14 protein-coding genes and 1 tRNA gene are annotated in these 15,995 nt (G+C 70.2%); 8 read left to right on the top strand and 7 right to left on the bottom strand.

Features of this window, described 5'->3' with window-relative positions; translation table 11 throughout:
- Positions 1–286 precede the first annotated feature (286 nt).
- Genes egtB through egtD form a run of 3 tightly spaced genes read left to right on the top strand, consistent with a single transcriptional unit; the run spans position 287 to position 3,440 of the window.
- Positions 287–1,582 carry an ergothioneine biosynthesis protein EgtB gene (gene egtB, locus ON26_RS22640; protein WP_040798307.1) on the top strand — a complete coding sequence of 432 codons (1,296 nt, stop codon included), beginning with the start codon at positions 287–289 and terminating at the stop codon, positions 1,580–1,582.
- Positions 1,582–2,454, top strand: coding sequence for an ergothioneine biosynthesis protein EgtC (gene egtC, locus ON26_RS22635; protein ID WP_083884294.1), 873 nt, complete (start codon positions 1,582–1,584; stop codon positions 2,452–2,454). The genes egtB and egtC overlap by 1 nt, the downstream gene beginning before the upstream one ends.
- Positions 2,451–3,440, top strand: coding sequence for an L-histidine N(alpha)-methyltransferase (egtD, locus tag ON26_RS22630; RefSeq protein ID WP_040798292.1), 990 nt, complete (start codon positions 2,451–2,453; stop codon positions 3,438–3,440). The genes egtC and egtD overlap by 4 nt, the downstream gene beginning before the upstream one ends.
- Before the next feature lie 18 nt (positions 3,441–3,458).
- Here the strand turns inward: egtD and ON26_RS22625 are convergent, their stop codons facing one another.
- The 3 genes from ON26_RS22625 to ON26_RS22615 form a co-directional block, all read right to left on the bottom strand.
- Positions 3,459–4,103 carry a DUF2461 domain-containing protein gene (locus tag ON26_RS22625; RefSeq protein WP_040798290.1) on the bottom strand — a complete coding sequence of 215 codons (645 nt, stop codon included), beginning with the start codon at positions 4,101–4,103 and terminating at the stop codon, positions 3,459–3,461.
- A gap of 116 nt (positions 4,104–4,219) precedes the next feature.
- The gene (locus ON26_RS33550) at positions 4,220–4,960 is read right to left on the bottom strand and encodes a DUF4190 domain-containing protein (RefSeq protein ID WP_157171981.1); all 741 of its coding nucleotides are present in this window, start codon (positions 4,958–4,960) and stop codon (positions 4,220–4,222) included.
- 201 nt (positions 4,961–5,161) lie between these two features.
- The gene (locus ON26_RS22615) at positions 5,162–5,875 is read right to left on the bottom strand and encodes an amastin family protein (protein WP_040798287.1); all 714 of its coding nucleotides are present in this window, start codon (positions 5,873–5,875) and stop codon (positions 5,162–5,164) included.
- Between the two features lie 224 nt (positions 5,876–6,099).
- Here ON26_RS22615 and ON26_RS32955 point away from each other — a divergent pair, with 224 nt between their 5' ends.
- Complete coding sequence (locus tag ON26_RS32955; RefSeq protein WP_157171980.1) at positions 6,100–6,402, top strand: hypothetical protein; 303 nt, start codon at positions 6,100–6,102, stop codon at positions 6,400–6,402.
- Positions 6,403–6,470: 68 nt separating this feature from the next.
- On the opposite strand, the gene ON26_RS22605 is transcribed toward ON26_RS32955, so the two are convergent.
- The 3 genes from ON26_RS22605 to ON26_RS22595 all read right to left on the bottom strand — a co-directional run bounded on the left by ON26_RS22605 (position 6,471) and on the right by ON26_RS22595 (position 9,099).
- Entirely contained in the window at positions 6,471–7,451 is a 981-nt protein-coding gene (locus tag ON26_RS22605; RefSeq protein WP_040798282.1) for a ribose-phosphate diphosphokinase, read from the bottom strand.
- Positions 7,451–8,938: a bifunctional UDP-N-acetylglucosamine diphosphorylase/glucosamine-1-phosphate N-acetyltransferase GlmU gene (gene glmU / locus ON26_RS22600; protein WP_040798279.1), complete on the bottom strand. Its 1,488-nt coding sequence runs from the start codon at positions 8,936–8,938 to the stop codon at positions 7,451–7,453. Before glmU ends, ON26_RS22605 begins: the two co-directional genes overlap by 1 nt.
- Positions 8,939–9,028: 90 nt before the next feature.
- Positions 9,029–9,099: transfer RNA gene (locus ON26_RS22595), tRNA-Gln, on the bottom strand.
- A gap of 298 nt (positions 9,100–9,397) precedes the next feature.
- Between ON26_RS22595 and ON26_RS22590 the strand changes: the two genes are divergently transcribed.
- Positions 9,398–10,021, top strand: coding sequence for a TetR/AcrR family transcriptional regulator (locus tag ON26_RS22590; RefSeq protein ID WP_040798276.1), 624 nt, complete (start codon positions 9,398–9,400; stop codon positions 10,019–10,021).
- 185 nt (positions 10,022–10,206) lie between these two features.
- On the top strand, positions 10,207–10,854 hold the full coding sequence (locus tag ON26_RS22585) for a TetR family transcriptional regulator (RefSeq protein WP_040798272.1): 648 nt from the start codon (positions 10,207–10,209) through the stop codon (positions 10,852–10,854).
- Here the strand turns inward: ON26_RS22585 and ON26_RS22580 are convergent.
- A complete protein-coding gene (locus tag ON26_RS22580; RefSeq protein WP_218000620.1) occupies positions 10,851–11,330 on the bottom strand; it encodes an SRPBCC domain-containing protein in 480 nt (159 codons plus the stop codon). The genes ON26_RS22585 and ON26_RS22580 overlap by 4 nt on opposite strands.
- 298 nt (positions 11,331–11,628) lie before the next feature.
- Between ON26_RS22580 and mfd the strand changes: the two genes are divergently transcribed.
- Both mfd and ON26_RS22570 read left to right on the top strand, forming a co-directional pair.
- Entirely contained in the window at positions 11,629–15,243 is a 3,615-nt protein-coding gene (mfd, locus tag ON26_RS22575) for a transcription-repair coupling factor (protein WP_040798270.1), read from the top strand.
- On the top strand, positions 15,240–15,947 hold the full coding sequence (locus ON26_RS22570) for a nucleoside triphosphate pyrophosphohydrolase (protein WP_051027372.1): 708 nt from the start codon (positions 15,240–15,242) through the stop codon (positions 15,945–15,947). The genes mfd and ON26_RS22570 overlap by 4 nt, the downstream gene beginning before the upstream one ends.
- Positions 15,948–15,995: the final 48 nt, after the last annotated feature.

Raw genomic sequence — 15,995 nt, 5'->3', positions numbered from 1 at the left:
ACCGATCTCGGTGCCGCGGCGCGCCGCTGCCGGGCCGGGCGCACCCCCGGCGACGAGCCCGTCCGGGCGCTGCCGTGAGGCTCGCTCGCCCGTCCGGGCGCCCCACCGCCATGTCCCTGCGCGAGCCCGTTCCAGCGCTCGCCCACCAGCCCACCGGGAGAACGTGAACGTGACCGACCCCCTCGACGCCACCGGCGACCGGACCCCGTCCACCGCGCCGCCTCCGGCGAGCGCCACCGCTGCGGCGAGCGCCTCCGCCGCGCCGGATCACGCCGGCGCCGAACGACTGCGCGCGCGGATCGCCGAGGTTCTGACGACCGCCCGGGCCCGCACCGCCGCGCTCACCGACGCCGTCGACAACGGCGACCTGATCGCCCAGCACTCCCCGTTGATGAGCCCGCTGGTGTGGGATCTCGCGCACATCGGCAACCAGGAGGAGCTGTGGCTCGTCCGCGACGTGGGCGGCCGAGAGCCTGTGCGCGCCGATATCGACGAGCTGTACGACGCGTTCAAGCACGCCCGCGCGAACCGCCCGGCGCTGCCGCTGCTCGATCCCGCCCAGGCGCGCGGCTATGTCGGCACGGTGCGCGAGAAGGTCTGGGACGTGCTGGAGCGCAATCCGCTCGGTGGCGGCCCGCTGGTCGAGGGCGGGTTCGCCTTCGGCATGATCGCCCAGCACGAGCAGCAGCACGACGAGACGATGCTGGCCACGCACCAGTTGCGGGTGGGTGAGCCGGTGCTCGCCGCGCCGCCCGCCCCCGCGGCGCGGGCCCGCGTCGCGGGCGAGGTGGTCGTGCCCGGCGGCGAATTCCTCATGGGTACCTCGGCGGACCCGTGGGCGCTGGACAACGAGCGGCCCGCGCACCCGGTGCACGTGCCCGCCTTCGCCATCGACGCCGCGCCGGTCACCAACGAGCAGTACCTCGCCTTCGTCGACGACGGCGGTTACCGGCGCCCGGAGCTGTGGTCCGAGCGCGGCTGGGAGCACCGGACCAGCGCGGGCCTGACCGCCCCGCAGTTCTGGGAGCGCGACGCCGACGGCCGGTGGTGGCGCCGGGTCTTCGGCGCGATGACGCCGCTGCGGCCCCGGCAGCCGGTGGTGCACGTGTGCTGGTTCGAGGCCGAGGCCTTCGCGCGCTGGGCGGGCAAGCGGCTGCCGACCGAGACCGAGTGGGAGAAGGCGGCCCGCTTCGACCCGGTGACCGGGACGTCCCGCCGCTACCCGTGGGGCGAAGCCGACCCGGACGAGTCGAAAGCCAATCTGGGACAACGGCATCTGGAGCCCGCCGAGGTCGGCGCCTATCCGGCGGGGGCGTCACCGAGCGGCGCGCACCAGATGATCGGCGACGTCTGGGAGTGGACGTCCTCGGGCTTCGAGGCCTATCCGGGCTTTCGCGCGTTCCCGTACCGGGAGTACTCCGAGGTCTTCTTCGGCGGCGATTACCGGGTACTGCGCGGCGGGTCGTTCGGTACCGATCAGGTCGCCTGCCGCGGCACCTTCCGCAACTGGGATCACCCGATCCGCAGGCAGATCTTCGCCGGCTTCCGGCTGGCGCGCGACCTGCGAGCGGACGAGCGCTGATGTGCCGCCATCTCGGCTACGTCGGCACGCCGGTGGCGGTGGGGGAACTGCTCACCCGCGGCCCGCATTCGCTGTACCGGCAGTCCTGGGCGCCGCGCGAGATGCGCGGGGGCGGCACGATCAACGCCGACGGGTTCGGCGCCGCCTGGTGGCGGGCAGGGCCGGACGGCCCGCGGGTGAGCCGCTACCGCAATCGCGAACCGATCTGGAGCGACCCGGCGGTCACCGAGGTGCTCGGGCAGTTGGAGTCCACCGCCGTGCTCGGCTCGGTCCGCTCGGCCACGGTCGGCATGCCCATCGAGCGCACTGCCTGTGCGCCGTTCACCACCGGCCGGTGGGCGGCCAGTCACAACGGCAGGGTGCCGGACTGGCAGCACACGCTCACCGCGGTCGGCGCGAACCTCGACGCGGCCGCCACCCGCGTCGGTCAGAACAAGTTGTTCCAGAGCGCCCGGCTCCTCGACGCCGAAGCGCCCACCGACGCCGCGGCACTGTGGGTGCTGCTCGGCACGCTCATCACCTCGGCCGAGTCCGGCGGCTACGGCGAGAACCCGGCCGCCGCGCTGCGCCTGTTCACCTGCGCCGTGCTCGACCACGCCCCCGAGGCCCGCCTCAACCTGCTGCTGTGCGACGGTTCCCGGCTGCTGGCCACCACCGTCCACCATTCACTCGCCGCCCTGGTCACCGATGACGTCGCGATCCTGTCCTCGGAGCCCTACGACGACGACCCGCGCTGGCAGCGGATCCCGGACCGCTGCCTCGTCCAGGCCGAGCCGGGCCGCCTCGCCGTCGACCCGCTCATCGTGCATCCCGCCCCGGCCACCTCCGGCCAGGCAGCCGACGCCGCGCACACCGAAAGGCCGAACGCATGACCGCTCCGACCCTGGAAGTGCACCTCACCGACGCCGACCTCACCTCGGCCCTGCGCGCCGATGCCCGGCGCGGGCTCACCGCCGAGCCGAAATGCCTGCCGCCCAAGTGGTTCTACGACGCCCGCGGCAGCGAGCTGTTCGAGCAGATCACGGCGCTGCCCGAGTATTACCCGACCCGCACCGAGCGGGCGTTGCTGCGGCGGGTCGTCGGCGAGATCGCGCGGCTCGCGCAGGCCGAGATGCTGGTGGAACTGGGGGCCGGTTCGGCCGCCAAGACCAGGCTGTTGCTGAGCGCGCTGACCGAGCACGGGCCGCTGCACACCTATGTGCCGCAGGACGTCTCCTCGGCGGCGTTGCGCGCGGCCGCGGCCGACGTGGCGGCGGAGTTCCCCGGCCTGACCGTGCACGGCGTGGTCAGCGACTTCACCGACACCCTGGCGGCCCTGCCGCGCGGCGGCCGTCGGATGATCGCCTTCCTCGGCGGCACCATCGGCAATCTCGTCCCCGCCGAGCGCCGCGACTTCCTGACCGGCATCCGCGACGTGCTCGAACCAGGCGAGCGTCTGCTGCTCGGCGCCGGTCTGGTGATCGATCCCGCCGTGCTCGTGCCCGCCTACGACGATGCCCAGGGCGTGACCGCCGCCTTCAACCGCAATGTGCTGCACGTGCTCAACCGCCGTCTGCGCGCCGACTTCGCTCCGGAGAAGTTCGAGCACGTCGCGATATGGGACGCCGAGAACGAGTGGATCGAGATGCGGCTGGCAGCGCTCGAGGACATGACGATCACCGTCGCCGACCTCGACCTGACCGTCGATTTCGCGCGCGGCGAGCAGATGCGCACCGAGATCTCCGCCAAATTCCGCGTCGACGGGCTCAGCGCGGAACTCGCCGAATCCGGTTTCGCCGTCGAACAGGTGTGGACCGATCCCGACGACCGCTTCGCCCTGGTACTCGCCACCCGGCGGAACGGCACCCGGCGCGGGTGACGCGCAGGTCGTGCCGGTTCAGGCGTTGGCCGGACCGACCACGGCGGTCAACCACTCCACCAGCGGGCGCAGAGCCGACCAGGCCTGACGCACGTGGTCGGCGGTCTCGGGGGTGGGCAGCCACTCCGGTGCACCGAAGTGGCGCGAGCAGGTCAGCGATTTGTGCCGGAGCAGGGCGATGCGCGGATGGTCGGCGGCGTAACCCTTGGGCTTGGTCTTCAGCGTCTCGCCGCCGAGGGAGAAGCCCGCGCCGGTGAGTGATCCGAGGATCGCTTCCAGTTCCGGGCCGCGGATGTCGTCGTCGACGGTCCGCCGGAACTGCGCGAGCTGTTCGGCGGAGCCGCGGTAGAAGCCGCCGCTGACGAACAGTCCCGCCGCGCCGATCTGCACGTACCAGCCCACGCCGGGCGCGGTTCCCGCCACCGCGCCCTGATGGGTCTTGTACGGTGACTTGTCCTTGGCGAAACGCACGTCGCGGTAAGGACGGAAGATCTTGGCCGTCCCGAACTCGGCTTCCAGCTCGGCCGTCAGCGCCTGCATGGGGTCGCGGACGGCCTGCTCGTAGACGTGCTTGTGCGCGGTCCAGAACGTCTTCGAGTTGTCGACCTCGAGGTCTTCGTACAGGTCCAGGCCCGCGAGCGGGAAGCCACCGAATCCAGCCATGTCCCAGACCCTACGACCGACCCCGCTCGGTGCGGGCGACCGGGACGGTCCGGGCACGGCGAGCGATCATGCCGCGCGGGCACGATGCCTGGTACACCCGGGGCACGAGGTCGGTGCTAGGAGGGCACGATGTCGGAGTTGTAGAACGCCAGCCCCAACAGCAGGCCGACGACCAACGCCAGCGCGGACACGATCGCGGCCCACTTGCCCAGCGACTCGCCGCTGTTGTGCCCGACCACGCCGAGCACGATGCCGACCGGCCCGAACAGGATCGGGCAGAAGAACAGCGCGACCACCGCGCAGACGAACCCGATGATCGACATGACCTGCGGGCCCTGCCGTTCCCGCTGTGCGTCGTCGAACGGCTCGTACCGGGGAGGATATCCCGGATACCCGCCTTGTCCCGGATACCCGCCCTGTCCCGCACCCGGGTAGGGCTCCTGCTGCGCGCCCGGATAGCCCGGACCGGCTCCCGGATACGGTGGTTGTCCCGCGCCCGGATAGGGCGATTGCCCCTGGCCGGGATAGGGCGGCTGCCCCTGGCCGGGATAGGGCCCCGGCTCGTACCCCCCGTACGGCGGCGGTTGGTTCGGGTATCCGGGTTCGCCCGGATAAGCGGTGGTCTCGTGCGGCTCCCCCCAACTCGGCCTGCCGGTGGTCGCTCCCGACTCGGAGGGCGGCGGTGTGCCCCCGGGAGCACCGCCGGACGGAGGTTCCCCGGACCGCGGTGTCCCGCCCGGCGACGGCGACGAACCTCCGGCTTCCTTCGACAACGACGGCGGCGTCGGCTCGTCCTCCGATGGCGTCGCACCGGTGCCCGGGTCGCTCGGGTCCTCGGGGTTCTTCGGATCGCTCATGGACGCTCTCCTGGTCGTGTCGGCATCACCAAGGCTTGGAGTACCACCTCGGCCGCGTCTCTATCAGGACCGGCCGGATCGACCGGCGAGTCCGGCGAGACCGGCCCGCCGACGGCGGGCGAGGCTCGAACCAGTATCGACCCCGACGCGCCCCCGGATCCGGGAGGTGACCTCGGGGTTTCGTCACCGGGACCGAGCGCCTCAGACGGACCAGAACGCGCCGGCCACGAACAGGATCACCAGCAGCACCAGCGCCAGGATGACGCCGTTGGTGATCGCGGCGCCGATGCCGAGCGACTCCTGCTTGTTGTGCCCGATGATCCCGAGCACGACTCCGGCGGGCGCGGTCAGCAGCGCGGGGAAGCCGCAGAGCATCAGAATCGCCAGCACACTCGCGGCCGCGAGCGAGAAACTGATGATCGAGAAGATCGGGGTCTGCGACTCCACGTAGCCGTGCGGGGTCGGTGCGCCGGGCGGGCTGTAGACCGGCGGCGGAACGTAGGCGCCGGGGTAGGGCGCACCGTACTGCCCCGGTGCGGGCGCGGGCGCGAACCCACCCTGCGGCGGATACGGATTCCCGGACAGCGGGGGCGGTGCGGCGTACGGCGGCTGCGCGGCGTATCCCGGCTGCGAGGGATACCCGGGGGGCGGGCCGTAACCGGATGGCGAGCCGTACGCCGCCTGCTGTCCGGGCGGCGCCGGCTGGGCGGGATACGAAGGGTAGGAGGGATACGAGGGGTAGGCCGACGGCGGCGTCCCCGGCACCTGATCCGCGACTCCGCCGAACCCTGCCGCGGGCGCCTCCGGCATCGGTGAACCGGTCGGCTGTGCGAGCAGGGTCGGGTCTGCCTGGGCCGGGTCCGACCCGGCTTTCCCGAGATCGATCCCCGGCCGACGATCCTCCGGTGTCGTCACGATGTTCCCCCCTTCTCGGCCGGTGACAGTGCGATCGGCCGTTGACAGCAATGCGTACCACGCACCTCGGACATCGCGCACGCCGGACCGGCCCGATCCATCGGCCCTCGGCTTGCGTACTCTCCTGTTCGCCAATAGTGTGCGAATTGAAAATAGTTGTCCTGCAACGGATTACCCAATCAATGGTGCCCCAGGAAATGGGGGCGTGCGACAGGAGGAAGACTGTGCGGCGAACCTTGACGAGCTGCCTCGCGGCGGCGGCGATCACCCTTTCGGTGGTGGCGGGCCAGGCCACCGCGGCCCCGGGGCTGCCCCTCGAACCGATGACCGGCACCGCGGTCCAGGAACTCGGCGACACGGCAGGCGGCTCGGGTTCGGGCTCGCTGCCCATCGAGATCCCCCAGGTCGGTCCGGAAGCGGGCTCGGCCGCATACGGCGCCTACTCCGTCCTGTTCCTCATCATGGCCACGCTGTCCACCCTGTCCGCCGGGCCGCAGGGCCCCTGCGAGCCGGGACTCTGCGGCTGACATGGAAGGCGCGAACGCGCGAAGGGCGGTCCCGGTTGATCCGGGACCGCCCTTCGCGCGTCGAAGTACTAGGCGTTGCCGTTGAAGAGCCCGGTGACCGAACCGTTCTCGAAGACCTCGCGAATGGTGCGAGCCAGCAGCGGCGCGATGGTCAGCACCGTGAGCTGCGGGAACTTCTTGTCCTCGGTGATCGGCAGGGTGTTGGTGACCACGACCTCGCGGGCGCCGCAGGCGGCCAGGCGCTCGGCGGCGGGCGCCGACAGCACACCGTGGGTGGCGGCGATGACCACGTCACCCGCGCCGGCCTCACGCAGCACGCGCACGGCCTCGGCGATGGTGCCGCCGGTGTCGATCATGTCGTCGATCAGGATGCAGGTGCGGCCGTCGACGTCACCGACCGGACGGTGCGACTTCACCTGGTTGGGCACCAGCGGGTCGCGGGTCTTGTGGATGAACGCCACCGGCGCGCCGCCCAGAGCGTTGGCCCACTTCTCGGCGACCTTCACCCGGCCCGCGTCGGGGGAGACGATGGTGATGTTGTCCAGGCTGTAGTTGGCTCGCACGTGCTCGGAGAGCTGGAACAGCGCGTGCATGTGGTCGACCGGGCCGTCGAAGAAGCCCTGGATCTGGTCGGTGTGCAGGTCGACGGTGATGATGCGGTCCGCGCCCGCGGTCTTGAGCAGATCGGCGACCAGGCGAGCGGAGATGGGCTCGCGGCCGCGGTGCTTCTTGTCCTGGCGTCCGTAGGGGTAGAACGGCAGAATCGCGGTGATCCGCTTGGCCGAACCGCGCTTGAGCGCGTCGATCATGATGAGCTGTTCCATCAGGTGCTGGTTCACCGGGGCCGGGAAGCTCTGCAGGACGAAGGCATCCGAGCCGCGCACCGATTCCTCGAAGCGGACGAAGGTCTCACCGTTGGCGAAATCGCGTGCGGTCTGCGGGGTGACGGCGACGTCGAGTTCCTTGGCGACCTGCTCGGCGAGCTCGGGATGAGCACGTCCGGAGAAGAGCATCAGGTTCTTCTGGTTATCGATCCATGATGCGGTCACTACTGTTCGCCATCCTTTTGCTCTGTTGCCTGACTTGATTTCTCGTCGGCCGCGAGGGCGCGAGCCGCCGCGAGCGCCGCCGCGGTTCCCGGCCGGTTCCGCGGCACCCAGTTCTCGAGATTCTTCTGCGGTCCGCCGGACACCGCCAGAGCCCCGGGCGGAACGTTCCTGCGCAGTACAGTACCTGCCGCCGTATAGGCGCCGTCACCCACGGTCACCGGTGCGACGAACATGGTGTCGCTGCCCGTGCGCACGTGGGAGCCCACCACGGTGTGGTGTTTGTTCACCCCGTCGTAATTGACGAACACGCTGGACGCGCCGATGTTGCTGTGCTCGCCGATGGTCGCGTCGCCGACGTAGGTCAGATGCGGGACCTTGGAGTGCGCGCCGATCGAGGCGTTCTTGGTCTCGACGAATGCTCCGAGTTTGCCGGCCTCGCCGACGATGGTGCCCGGCCGCAGGTACGCGAACGGGCCGATGCTCGCGCCGGGACCGATGGCCGCGCCGGAACCGTGCGTGCGCACCACCGAGGCGCCGTCGCCGACCACCACATCGGTCAGCGTGCTGTCCGGCCCGACCTCGGCGTCCTCGCCCACGACGGTGTTGCCGAGCAGCTGCACCCCGGGCCGCAGTACCGCATCGCGCCCGATCCGCACGCCCGCGTCGACCCAGGTGGTGGCCGGGTCGACGACGGTGACGCCGGCGCGCATGTGGCGTTCCAGGATGTAGCGGTTCATCCTGCGGGTGGCCTCGGCCAGTTGCACCCGGTCGTTGACGCCGGTGACCTTGGCCGCGTCGACCAGCCGCGCGCCGTGCACCGGATGGCCCGCCTCGTGGGCCAGCTTCAGCACATCGGTGAGGTAGAGCTCGTGCTGGGCATTGGCGGTGGACAGCCGGCCGATCATGGTGCGCAGCACGGTCACGTCGAAGGCGTAGACGCCGGAGTTGACCTCGCAGATCGCGGCCTGCTCGGGCGTGGCGTCGGCGTGTTCGACGATCGCCACCACCTGGCCGTCGTCGTCGCGCACGATGCGGCCGTAGCCGTTCGGGTCGTCGGGGACGAAGGTCAGCACCGTGACCGCGGACCGTTCCTGGTAGCTGCGATGCTCGTCGAGCAGCGCGCCCAGGGTGTGACCGTCGAGCAGCGGCACGTCGGCCGAGGTGACCAGCAGGTCACCGGTGAAATCGGCGGGCAGCGAACGCAGCGCGCACTGCACGGCGTGGCCGGTGCCGAGCTGCTGTTCCTGCAGGGCGGGGGTGATCTCGCGGCCCAGTTCGGCCGCGACATCGGCGACGGCCGCGCCGACCTGTTCGCGGTCGTGGCCGACGACGGTGATCAAGTGGGTCGGGTCGATCTCGTTCGCGGCATGCAGCGCGTGGGCGAGCATGCTCCGACCGGCAAGCGAATGCAGCACTTTGGGGGTCTTCGACCGCATTCGCGTCCCGGCTCCGGCGGCGAGAACGACGACGGCGGTCTGCTGTGGCATGGATCTCCCTCGGGCGCCTGTCCTCGAACTTGCATGTGACGTGCGTGGTCAGCGATGTGCGGGGCCGACGATAGTCACGGTGCCGGTGTGCTCCGCCGCCAGGACTCGAACCTGAACTATCTGAACCAAAATCAGAGGTGCTGCCATTACACCACGGCGGACCGTCGCACCGGCGGATGCTGGCGAGCCCGCCGCTGTGCCTCGGCACGAGTGAAATACTCGCACGAGACCCCGTCCCGAGTCGAACCGCCGCACGGTCGGATCGCCGTCCAGCGGCGGGGTGGCCCGACGCGCCGCATACCGGACGGTAGGGTCGACACCGAGGCGCCGGGGGTATGTGCCGCATCGCTCCCCGGTGCGTGAGTGGCGATCGGGACCGGTGACCTCGCCGTCCGGTCATGAGACGCGAGAGGCGGACCAGTGTCTTCGGGTGAGCCGAACCGGGCGCCGCGCCTGCGGATGACGGGAACCCAGCGGCGTCAGCAACTGATCGAGATCGGTCGTTCGCTGTTCGCCGAGCGCGGGTACGACGCGACCTCGGTGGAGGAGATCGCCCAGCGGGCGCAGGTCTCCAAACCGGTGGTGTACGAACACTTCGGCGGTAAAGAGGGCTTGTACGCGGTCGTGGTCGATCGCGAGATGTCGATGCTGCTGGAGATGATCACCTCCTCGCTCACCCGCAACCGCTCGCGGGTTCGCCTGGAACAGGTCGCCTTGGCGCTGCTCACCTATATCGAGGAGCGCACCGACGGCTTCCGCATCCTGGTCCGCGACCAGGCCGGGACGGGTACCGGCGAGGAGAGCCGCTACTCCAGCCTGCTCAACGAGGCCGTCAACGAGGTCGCCCATATCCTCGCCGGCGACTTCGGCCGTCGGGACCTCGATCCGGCTCTGGCCACGCTCTACGCCCAGGCGCTGGTCGGTATGGTCTCCACCGCCGCGACCTGGTGGCTCGACGTGCGGGAACCGCCCAAGGAAGTGGTCGCCGCGCACCTGGTGAATCTGTGCTGGAACGGTCTGATGGGCCTCGAGTCCGATCCCCAGCTCGATTCGGAATGGCCTACCGGATCCGCGGCGGACTGAGGCGGTCGGTGGTAACCAGCGGATAGCAGTGCATCTCCGGATGGATGCTCGAATTGGTCGCCCTGCGCCTACCTGGTGGTACGGTTCTCCCAACCTCTGGGTGCTGTTCGGGCGGTATGTCGGTCTTAGTTCAGGATGTCGGTCTACTTCAGGATGGCTGGATTCAGTGATGACAGGCGGATCTGATGGTTAGGCAAGCGCGCGCGGAGATCACCCGTGATTCCGTACTCGCGGGTGCTGCCGATGTCTTCTTACGGCTGGGCTACGCCAACGCGAGCCTCAGCGAGATCATCGCTCAGTCCAATGTGACCAAGGGCGCCTTGTACTTTCACTTCGGCTCGAAGGAAGAGCTGGCCCGTGCCGTGGTCGATCAGGGCAACGAACGACTGATCAGCTCCTGCCAGGGATTCTTCGACACCAGGGTGCCTGCGCTGGAAGCGTGCATCGGCATCACCTACGTCGTGGCCGACCTGTCGATGAACGATCCGATGGTCGGCGCCATGCTCAAGCTGACCCACCAGATCGGCGACTACAAGGGCGCCCAGGGCGACAACATCTCCAAGACCTGGGCGGAGACCTACCAGTTGCTCGCCGAGCGGGCCATCGCCCAGGGCGACCTCGAGCCCGACCTCGATCCGGCGACGGTCGGGATGCTGCTGCACGAGGTGGCCTCGGGCGTCCACATCGTCGCCGTGGGCACCGAGTCGATCGATCAGATGGCGGCCCGGATGGAACGGGCCTGGTACTTCCTGCTGCCCGCCATCGTTCCCCCCGAAAAGCTCTCCTACTTCCGCGAATTCGCCGCCCGCCGCCTGCGTCGCTACGTCCCCTAGGGCAGCCGCCGGATCATGCCGCCCGCGCTGCCGCGGTGCGGCTCCAGAACGGACGCGAGACCGTTGAGGCGTAGCGAGGTCGCGCCACGCAGATGCGGAAGGTCGGCGCTGCCGTCTCCGGTACGCGTGAGGAAGGCCACCTGCTCGGTCCAGCTGAGGTAACTGCCGCCGTCGTCGTCGGCGATCAGCACGGTCGCCAGTGCGGTCCACCGGAGCACATCGTCGACGGTCGACCCGTAGACGAACACGATCCGCTCATCGGTCACGATGTCGAGATAGTGGGACCGGTAGTGCAGCTCTTCCGGCGGCGAGTCGAGCACCGTGAAGACGCTGCGCGCGTCCGCTCCGCCGCCCACGCGGAACTCGTGCCGGTAGGCGACGCTCGAGCCGGGCAGCGCGAACCAGCGTCTGCGGGTCTGCTCGTCCGCGAACGCCGAGAACACGGAAGCGGGTGGCACGTCGAAACGCCGCGTCACAGTGAAAGTGTCGTGACGGACGTCTTGTGCGGGAGTGGCGGCAGGGGGCCTGCCATCGGCTCCGTTGTGATCCATGGTCGTCTCTTCTCTGCGGCGCTGCGAACCGCCGCGCTCCGAAAGGTGCTGTCCTGGGAACCGCGGCAGGCCGCCGTGAATTCCGCCGGCGAGTGGCGGCCGCGCCGAGCGATGCACCCGCCGTCGCCGCCCGCACCGCGGGGCGGAAGGATCGCCGCGAGGATGCGGTGATTACACTCGGTTGGCTGTGCTGGAGCGCCCGACCCGAGTTCAGGAGTCGTTGATGTCCACGTCTCGTCCACCACTCGCCGGACTGGCCGCGGTCGCCGGTGCCGACGCTTCGTTGCGCACCGTGTCCGATCTGGTCGGCACATCGTCGGTCGATATGGTGGCGCCCGCGGCGGCCAGGTCGTTCGTGGCGGCGACGCTGGCGGGGAAACGGCCGGTCCTGGTGGTCACGGCGAGCGGACGCGAGGCCGACGATCTCACCGTGGAGCTGACCGAGATGCTCGGCGACACGGTGGCCCAGTTCCCGTCCTGGGAGACCCTGCCGCACGAGCGGCTCTCGCCCGGCGCGGACACCGTGGGCAGGCGGCTGGCGGTGATGCGCAGACTGGCCCACCCGGAGGACCCGGAGTTCCCGCCGCTGCGGGTGGTGGTGACCACGGTCCGCTCGCTCATGCAGCCGATGGCGGCCGGTCTGGGCGATATCGAGCCGATCGTGCTGCGCGAGGGCGCGGAACTCGACTTCGACGAGCTGCTGGAGCGGCTGGTCGAGTTCGCCTACACCCGCGTCGACATGGTCGGCAAGCGCGGCGAGTTCGCGGTGCGCGGCGGCATCCTCGATCTGTTCCCGCCGACCGCCGATCACCCTGTGCGCGTGGAGTTCTGGGGCGACGAGGTGACGCAGGTGCGTGCCTTCTCGGTCGCCGATCAGCGGTCGCTCGCCGATGTCGAGGTCGGCGCCGTGGTCGCCACCCCGTGCCGGGAGTTGCTGCTGACCGAACAGGTGCGCGCACGCGCCGCCGAGGTCGGCAGGGAGAACGCGGCCGATGCCGCTCTGGTCGAGATGCTCGACAAGCTGGCCGAGGGCATCCCGGTGGAGGGCATGGAGGCGTTGCTTCCGGTGCTGCAACCCGGTGAGCTGCGGCTGCTCACCGAGCAACTGCCCGAGGGCACGCACGTGCTGCTGTGCGATCCGGAGAAGATCCGCACCCGGGCGGCCGACCTGGTGCGCACCGGCGCGGAGTTCCTGGAGGCGTCCTGGACGGCGGCCTCCTTCGGCGCGGACGCGCCGCTCGGCGCGGGCGGGCTGGACCTCGCCGCCTCCTCCTACCGTCCGTTGTCGCAGATCACGGAGGCCGCACTCGAGCACGAGTTGCCCTGGTGGTCGCTGAGCCCGCTGGCCTCCGGCGATCCGGCCGAGGTGGTGCTGCCGGTGCAGCAGGCGCCGACCGCGCGCGGTTCCGAGGAACTCGTCGCCACCATCTTCGCCTCGCTGCGCGCCCATGTGACCACCGGCGGCCGCGCCGTGGTGGTCGTGGCCGGGCACGGCACCGCCCAGCGCGTCTCCGAGCGGCTCGCCGACGCCGATGTGCCCGCGGCCTCGCTCGCCCCGGGCGGCGAGCCCGAGCCCGGCGTGGTCGGGGTGCTGTGCGGCTCGCTGCACGACGGCGTGATCTTCGACGACGCGAATCTGGTGGTCGTCGCCGAATCCGATCTCACCGGCAATCGCGTCACCGCGCCCGGCGAGGGCAAGCGGCTGCCGGCCAAGCGCCGCAACCAGGTCGATCCGCTCGCTCTCAGCGCCGGCGACATGGTCGTGCACGATCAGCACGGCATCGGCAAGTTCGTGGAGATGATCGAGCGCACCGTCGGCGGCGCGCGCCGGGAGTACCTGGTCATCGAGTACGCGCCGAGCAAGCGCGGCCAGCCCGGCGACCGGCTGTTCGTGCCGATGGAATCGCTGGACCAGCTCTCCCGCTATGTCGGCGGCGAGATGCCGAGCCTGTCCAAGCTGGGCGGCTCGGACTGGGCGAACACCAAACGCAAAGCGCGCAAGGCGGTCCGCGAGATCGCCGGCGAGCTGGTGCAGCTCTACGCCGCCCGCCAGGCCGCGCCCGGCCACGCCTTCGGCCCGGACACCCCGTGGCAGAAGGAGATGGAGGACGCCTTCGCCTTCACCGAGACCGTCGACCAGATGACCGCCATCGCCGACGTCAAGGCCGACATGGAGAAGCCCGTGCCGATGGACCGCGTCGTGTGCGGCGACGTCGGCTACGGCAAGACCGAGATCGCGGTGCGCGCGGCCTTCAAGGCGGTGCAGGACGGCAAGCAGGTCGTGGTGCTGGTGCCGACCACCCTGCTCGCCCAGCAGCACCTGCAGACCTTCTCCGAGCGCGTCGCCGGTTTCCCGGTCACCGTGAAGGGCCTGTCGCGCTTCACCGATCCGGCCGAATCCCGCGAGGTGCTGCAGGGCATGGCCGACGGTGAGGTCGACATCGTGGTCGGCACGCATCGGTTGTTGCAGACCGGCGTGCGCTGGAAGAACCTCGGCCTGGTGATCGTCGACGAGGAGCAGCGCTTCGGCGTCGAGCACAAGGAGCACATCAAGGCGCTGCGCACCCACGTCGACGTGCTCACCATGTCGGCCACCCCGATTCCGCGCACCCTGGAGATGAGCCTGGCGGGCATCCGCGAGATGTCGACCATCCTCACCCCGCCGGAGGAGCGCCACCCGGTGCTCACCTACGTCGGCGCCTACAACGACAAGCAGGTCACCGCCGCCATCCGCCGCGAACTGCTGCGTGACGGCCAGGTGTTCTACGTGCACAACCGGGTGTCCTCGATCGACAAGGCGGCCAAGCGGATTCGCGACATGGTGCCCGAGGCGCGGGTCGTGGTCGCGCACGGCCAGATGAACGAGGACACCCTCGAACGCACCGTGCAGGGCTTCTGGGAGCGCGAATTCGACGTGCTGGTGTGTACGACGATCATCGAGACCGGATTGGACATCTCCAATGCCAACACTCTGATCGTGGAGCGTGCCGACAGTCTTGGGCTTTCCCAGTTGCATCAGCTGCGCGGCCGGGTCGGGCGCTCCCGCGAACGCGGCTACGCCTATTTCCTCTACCCGCCGGAGAAGCCGCTCACCGAGACCGCCTACGACCGGCTGGCCACCATCGCGCAGAACTCCGATCTCGGCGCGGGCATGGCCGTGGCCATGAAGGACCTGGAGATTCGCGGCGCGGGCAATGTGCTCGGCGCCGAGCAGTCCGGGCACGTCGCCGGCGTCGGCTTCGACCTGTATGTGCGGCTGGTCGGCGAGGCCGTGGAGGCCTACCGCGCCGCCGCCGACGGCAAGCCGATCACCACCGAGGAAGTCAAGGAGGTGCGCATCGATCTGCCGGTCGACGCGCATATCCCGCCCGACTACATCGCCAGCGACCGGCTGCGCCTGGAGGCCTACCGCAAACTGGCCGCCGCCCAGGACGATTCGGGCTTGGCCGCCGTGGTCGAGGAACTCGTCGACCGCTACGGCCCGTTGCCGGTGGAGGTCGGCCGCCTGGTGTCGGTGGCCAAGCTGCGCCTGCTGGCCAGGGAGTACGGCGTGACCGAGATCGCCGTCACCGGCACCACGGTGAAGATCTCCCCGCTGCTGAACCTGCCCGACTCCAAGCAGTTGCGGCTCGCGCGCATCTATCCGAACGCCACCTACAAGGCCGCCAGCGGCGTCGTCCAGCTGCCGTTGCCGCGGGTGCAGGACAGTGTCGGCGCCGATCGGGTGCGCGACGTGCGGCTGCTGCAGTTCATCGCCGACCTGCTGCTCGCCCTGGACGGAAAGGCGCAGGGCGCGGTGGATCTCAGCGTGGCGACCGAGGCGACGGTCGCGCGATGACGCTGAACGAACCCGGCGGTTCCGCCGATGTCGAGCTGATCTCCGCCGGGCTGGCCGGCGCGGTCGACGTGATGGACCGGCTGTGGCGCTTCGGCGGCTGGGAGGTGACCCAGACGCACGACTCGCTGCGCCCGTACCTGCTCGAGGAGACCTACGAACTGCTCGACGCCATCGGCGAGAACGACGCCGAGACCATCAAGGAAGAGTTGGGCGACCTGTTGCTGCAGGTGCTCTTCCATTCCCGGATCGCCGAGGCGGCAGGAGAGTTCACCGTCCACGACGTCGCCGCGGCCCTGGTCGCCAAGCTGGTCAACCGCAGCCCGCACCTGCTCGACCCGGTCATCGACCCCGAGGCCACCATCGAGGAGAAGATCGAGGCGCAGGAACGCGCCTGGCAGGAGCGCAAACGCGCGGAGAAGACCCGGCGTTCCTGCCTCGACGGGATCGCTCTCGCACAGCCGGCTCTCGCGCTGGCCGAGAAGGTCGTCTCGCGCGGCATCGCCGCGGGACTGCCCGCCGACCTGGTGCCCGACACGCTGCGTGTGGTCCATCTCGGCGGCCCCGACAGTGCCGAAGAACGTCTCCGCAAGGCCGCGCTCGCCTTCGCCGGCGACATCCGCGCCGCCGAGGACGCGGCCGAATCCGACCGCGGCGAGCGCGCTCCGCTGAGCGGGGACGACTGGCGTCGCTACCTGCCCGGCTGACCCGCCACGGCCATATCGATCACCTATCGGTCATCGACTCGTCACCGT

This window comes from Nocardia higoensis NBRC 100133 (assembly GCF_000308595.1).
GTDB lineage: Bacteria > Actinomycetota > Actinomycetes > Mycobacteriales > Mycobacteriaceae > Nocardia > Nocardia higoensis.
The sequence above is the reverse complement of the archived record's forward strand: the minus strand, read 5'-3'. Positions and strand labels throughout refer to the sequence as shown.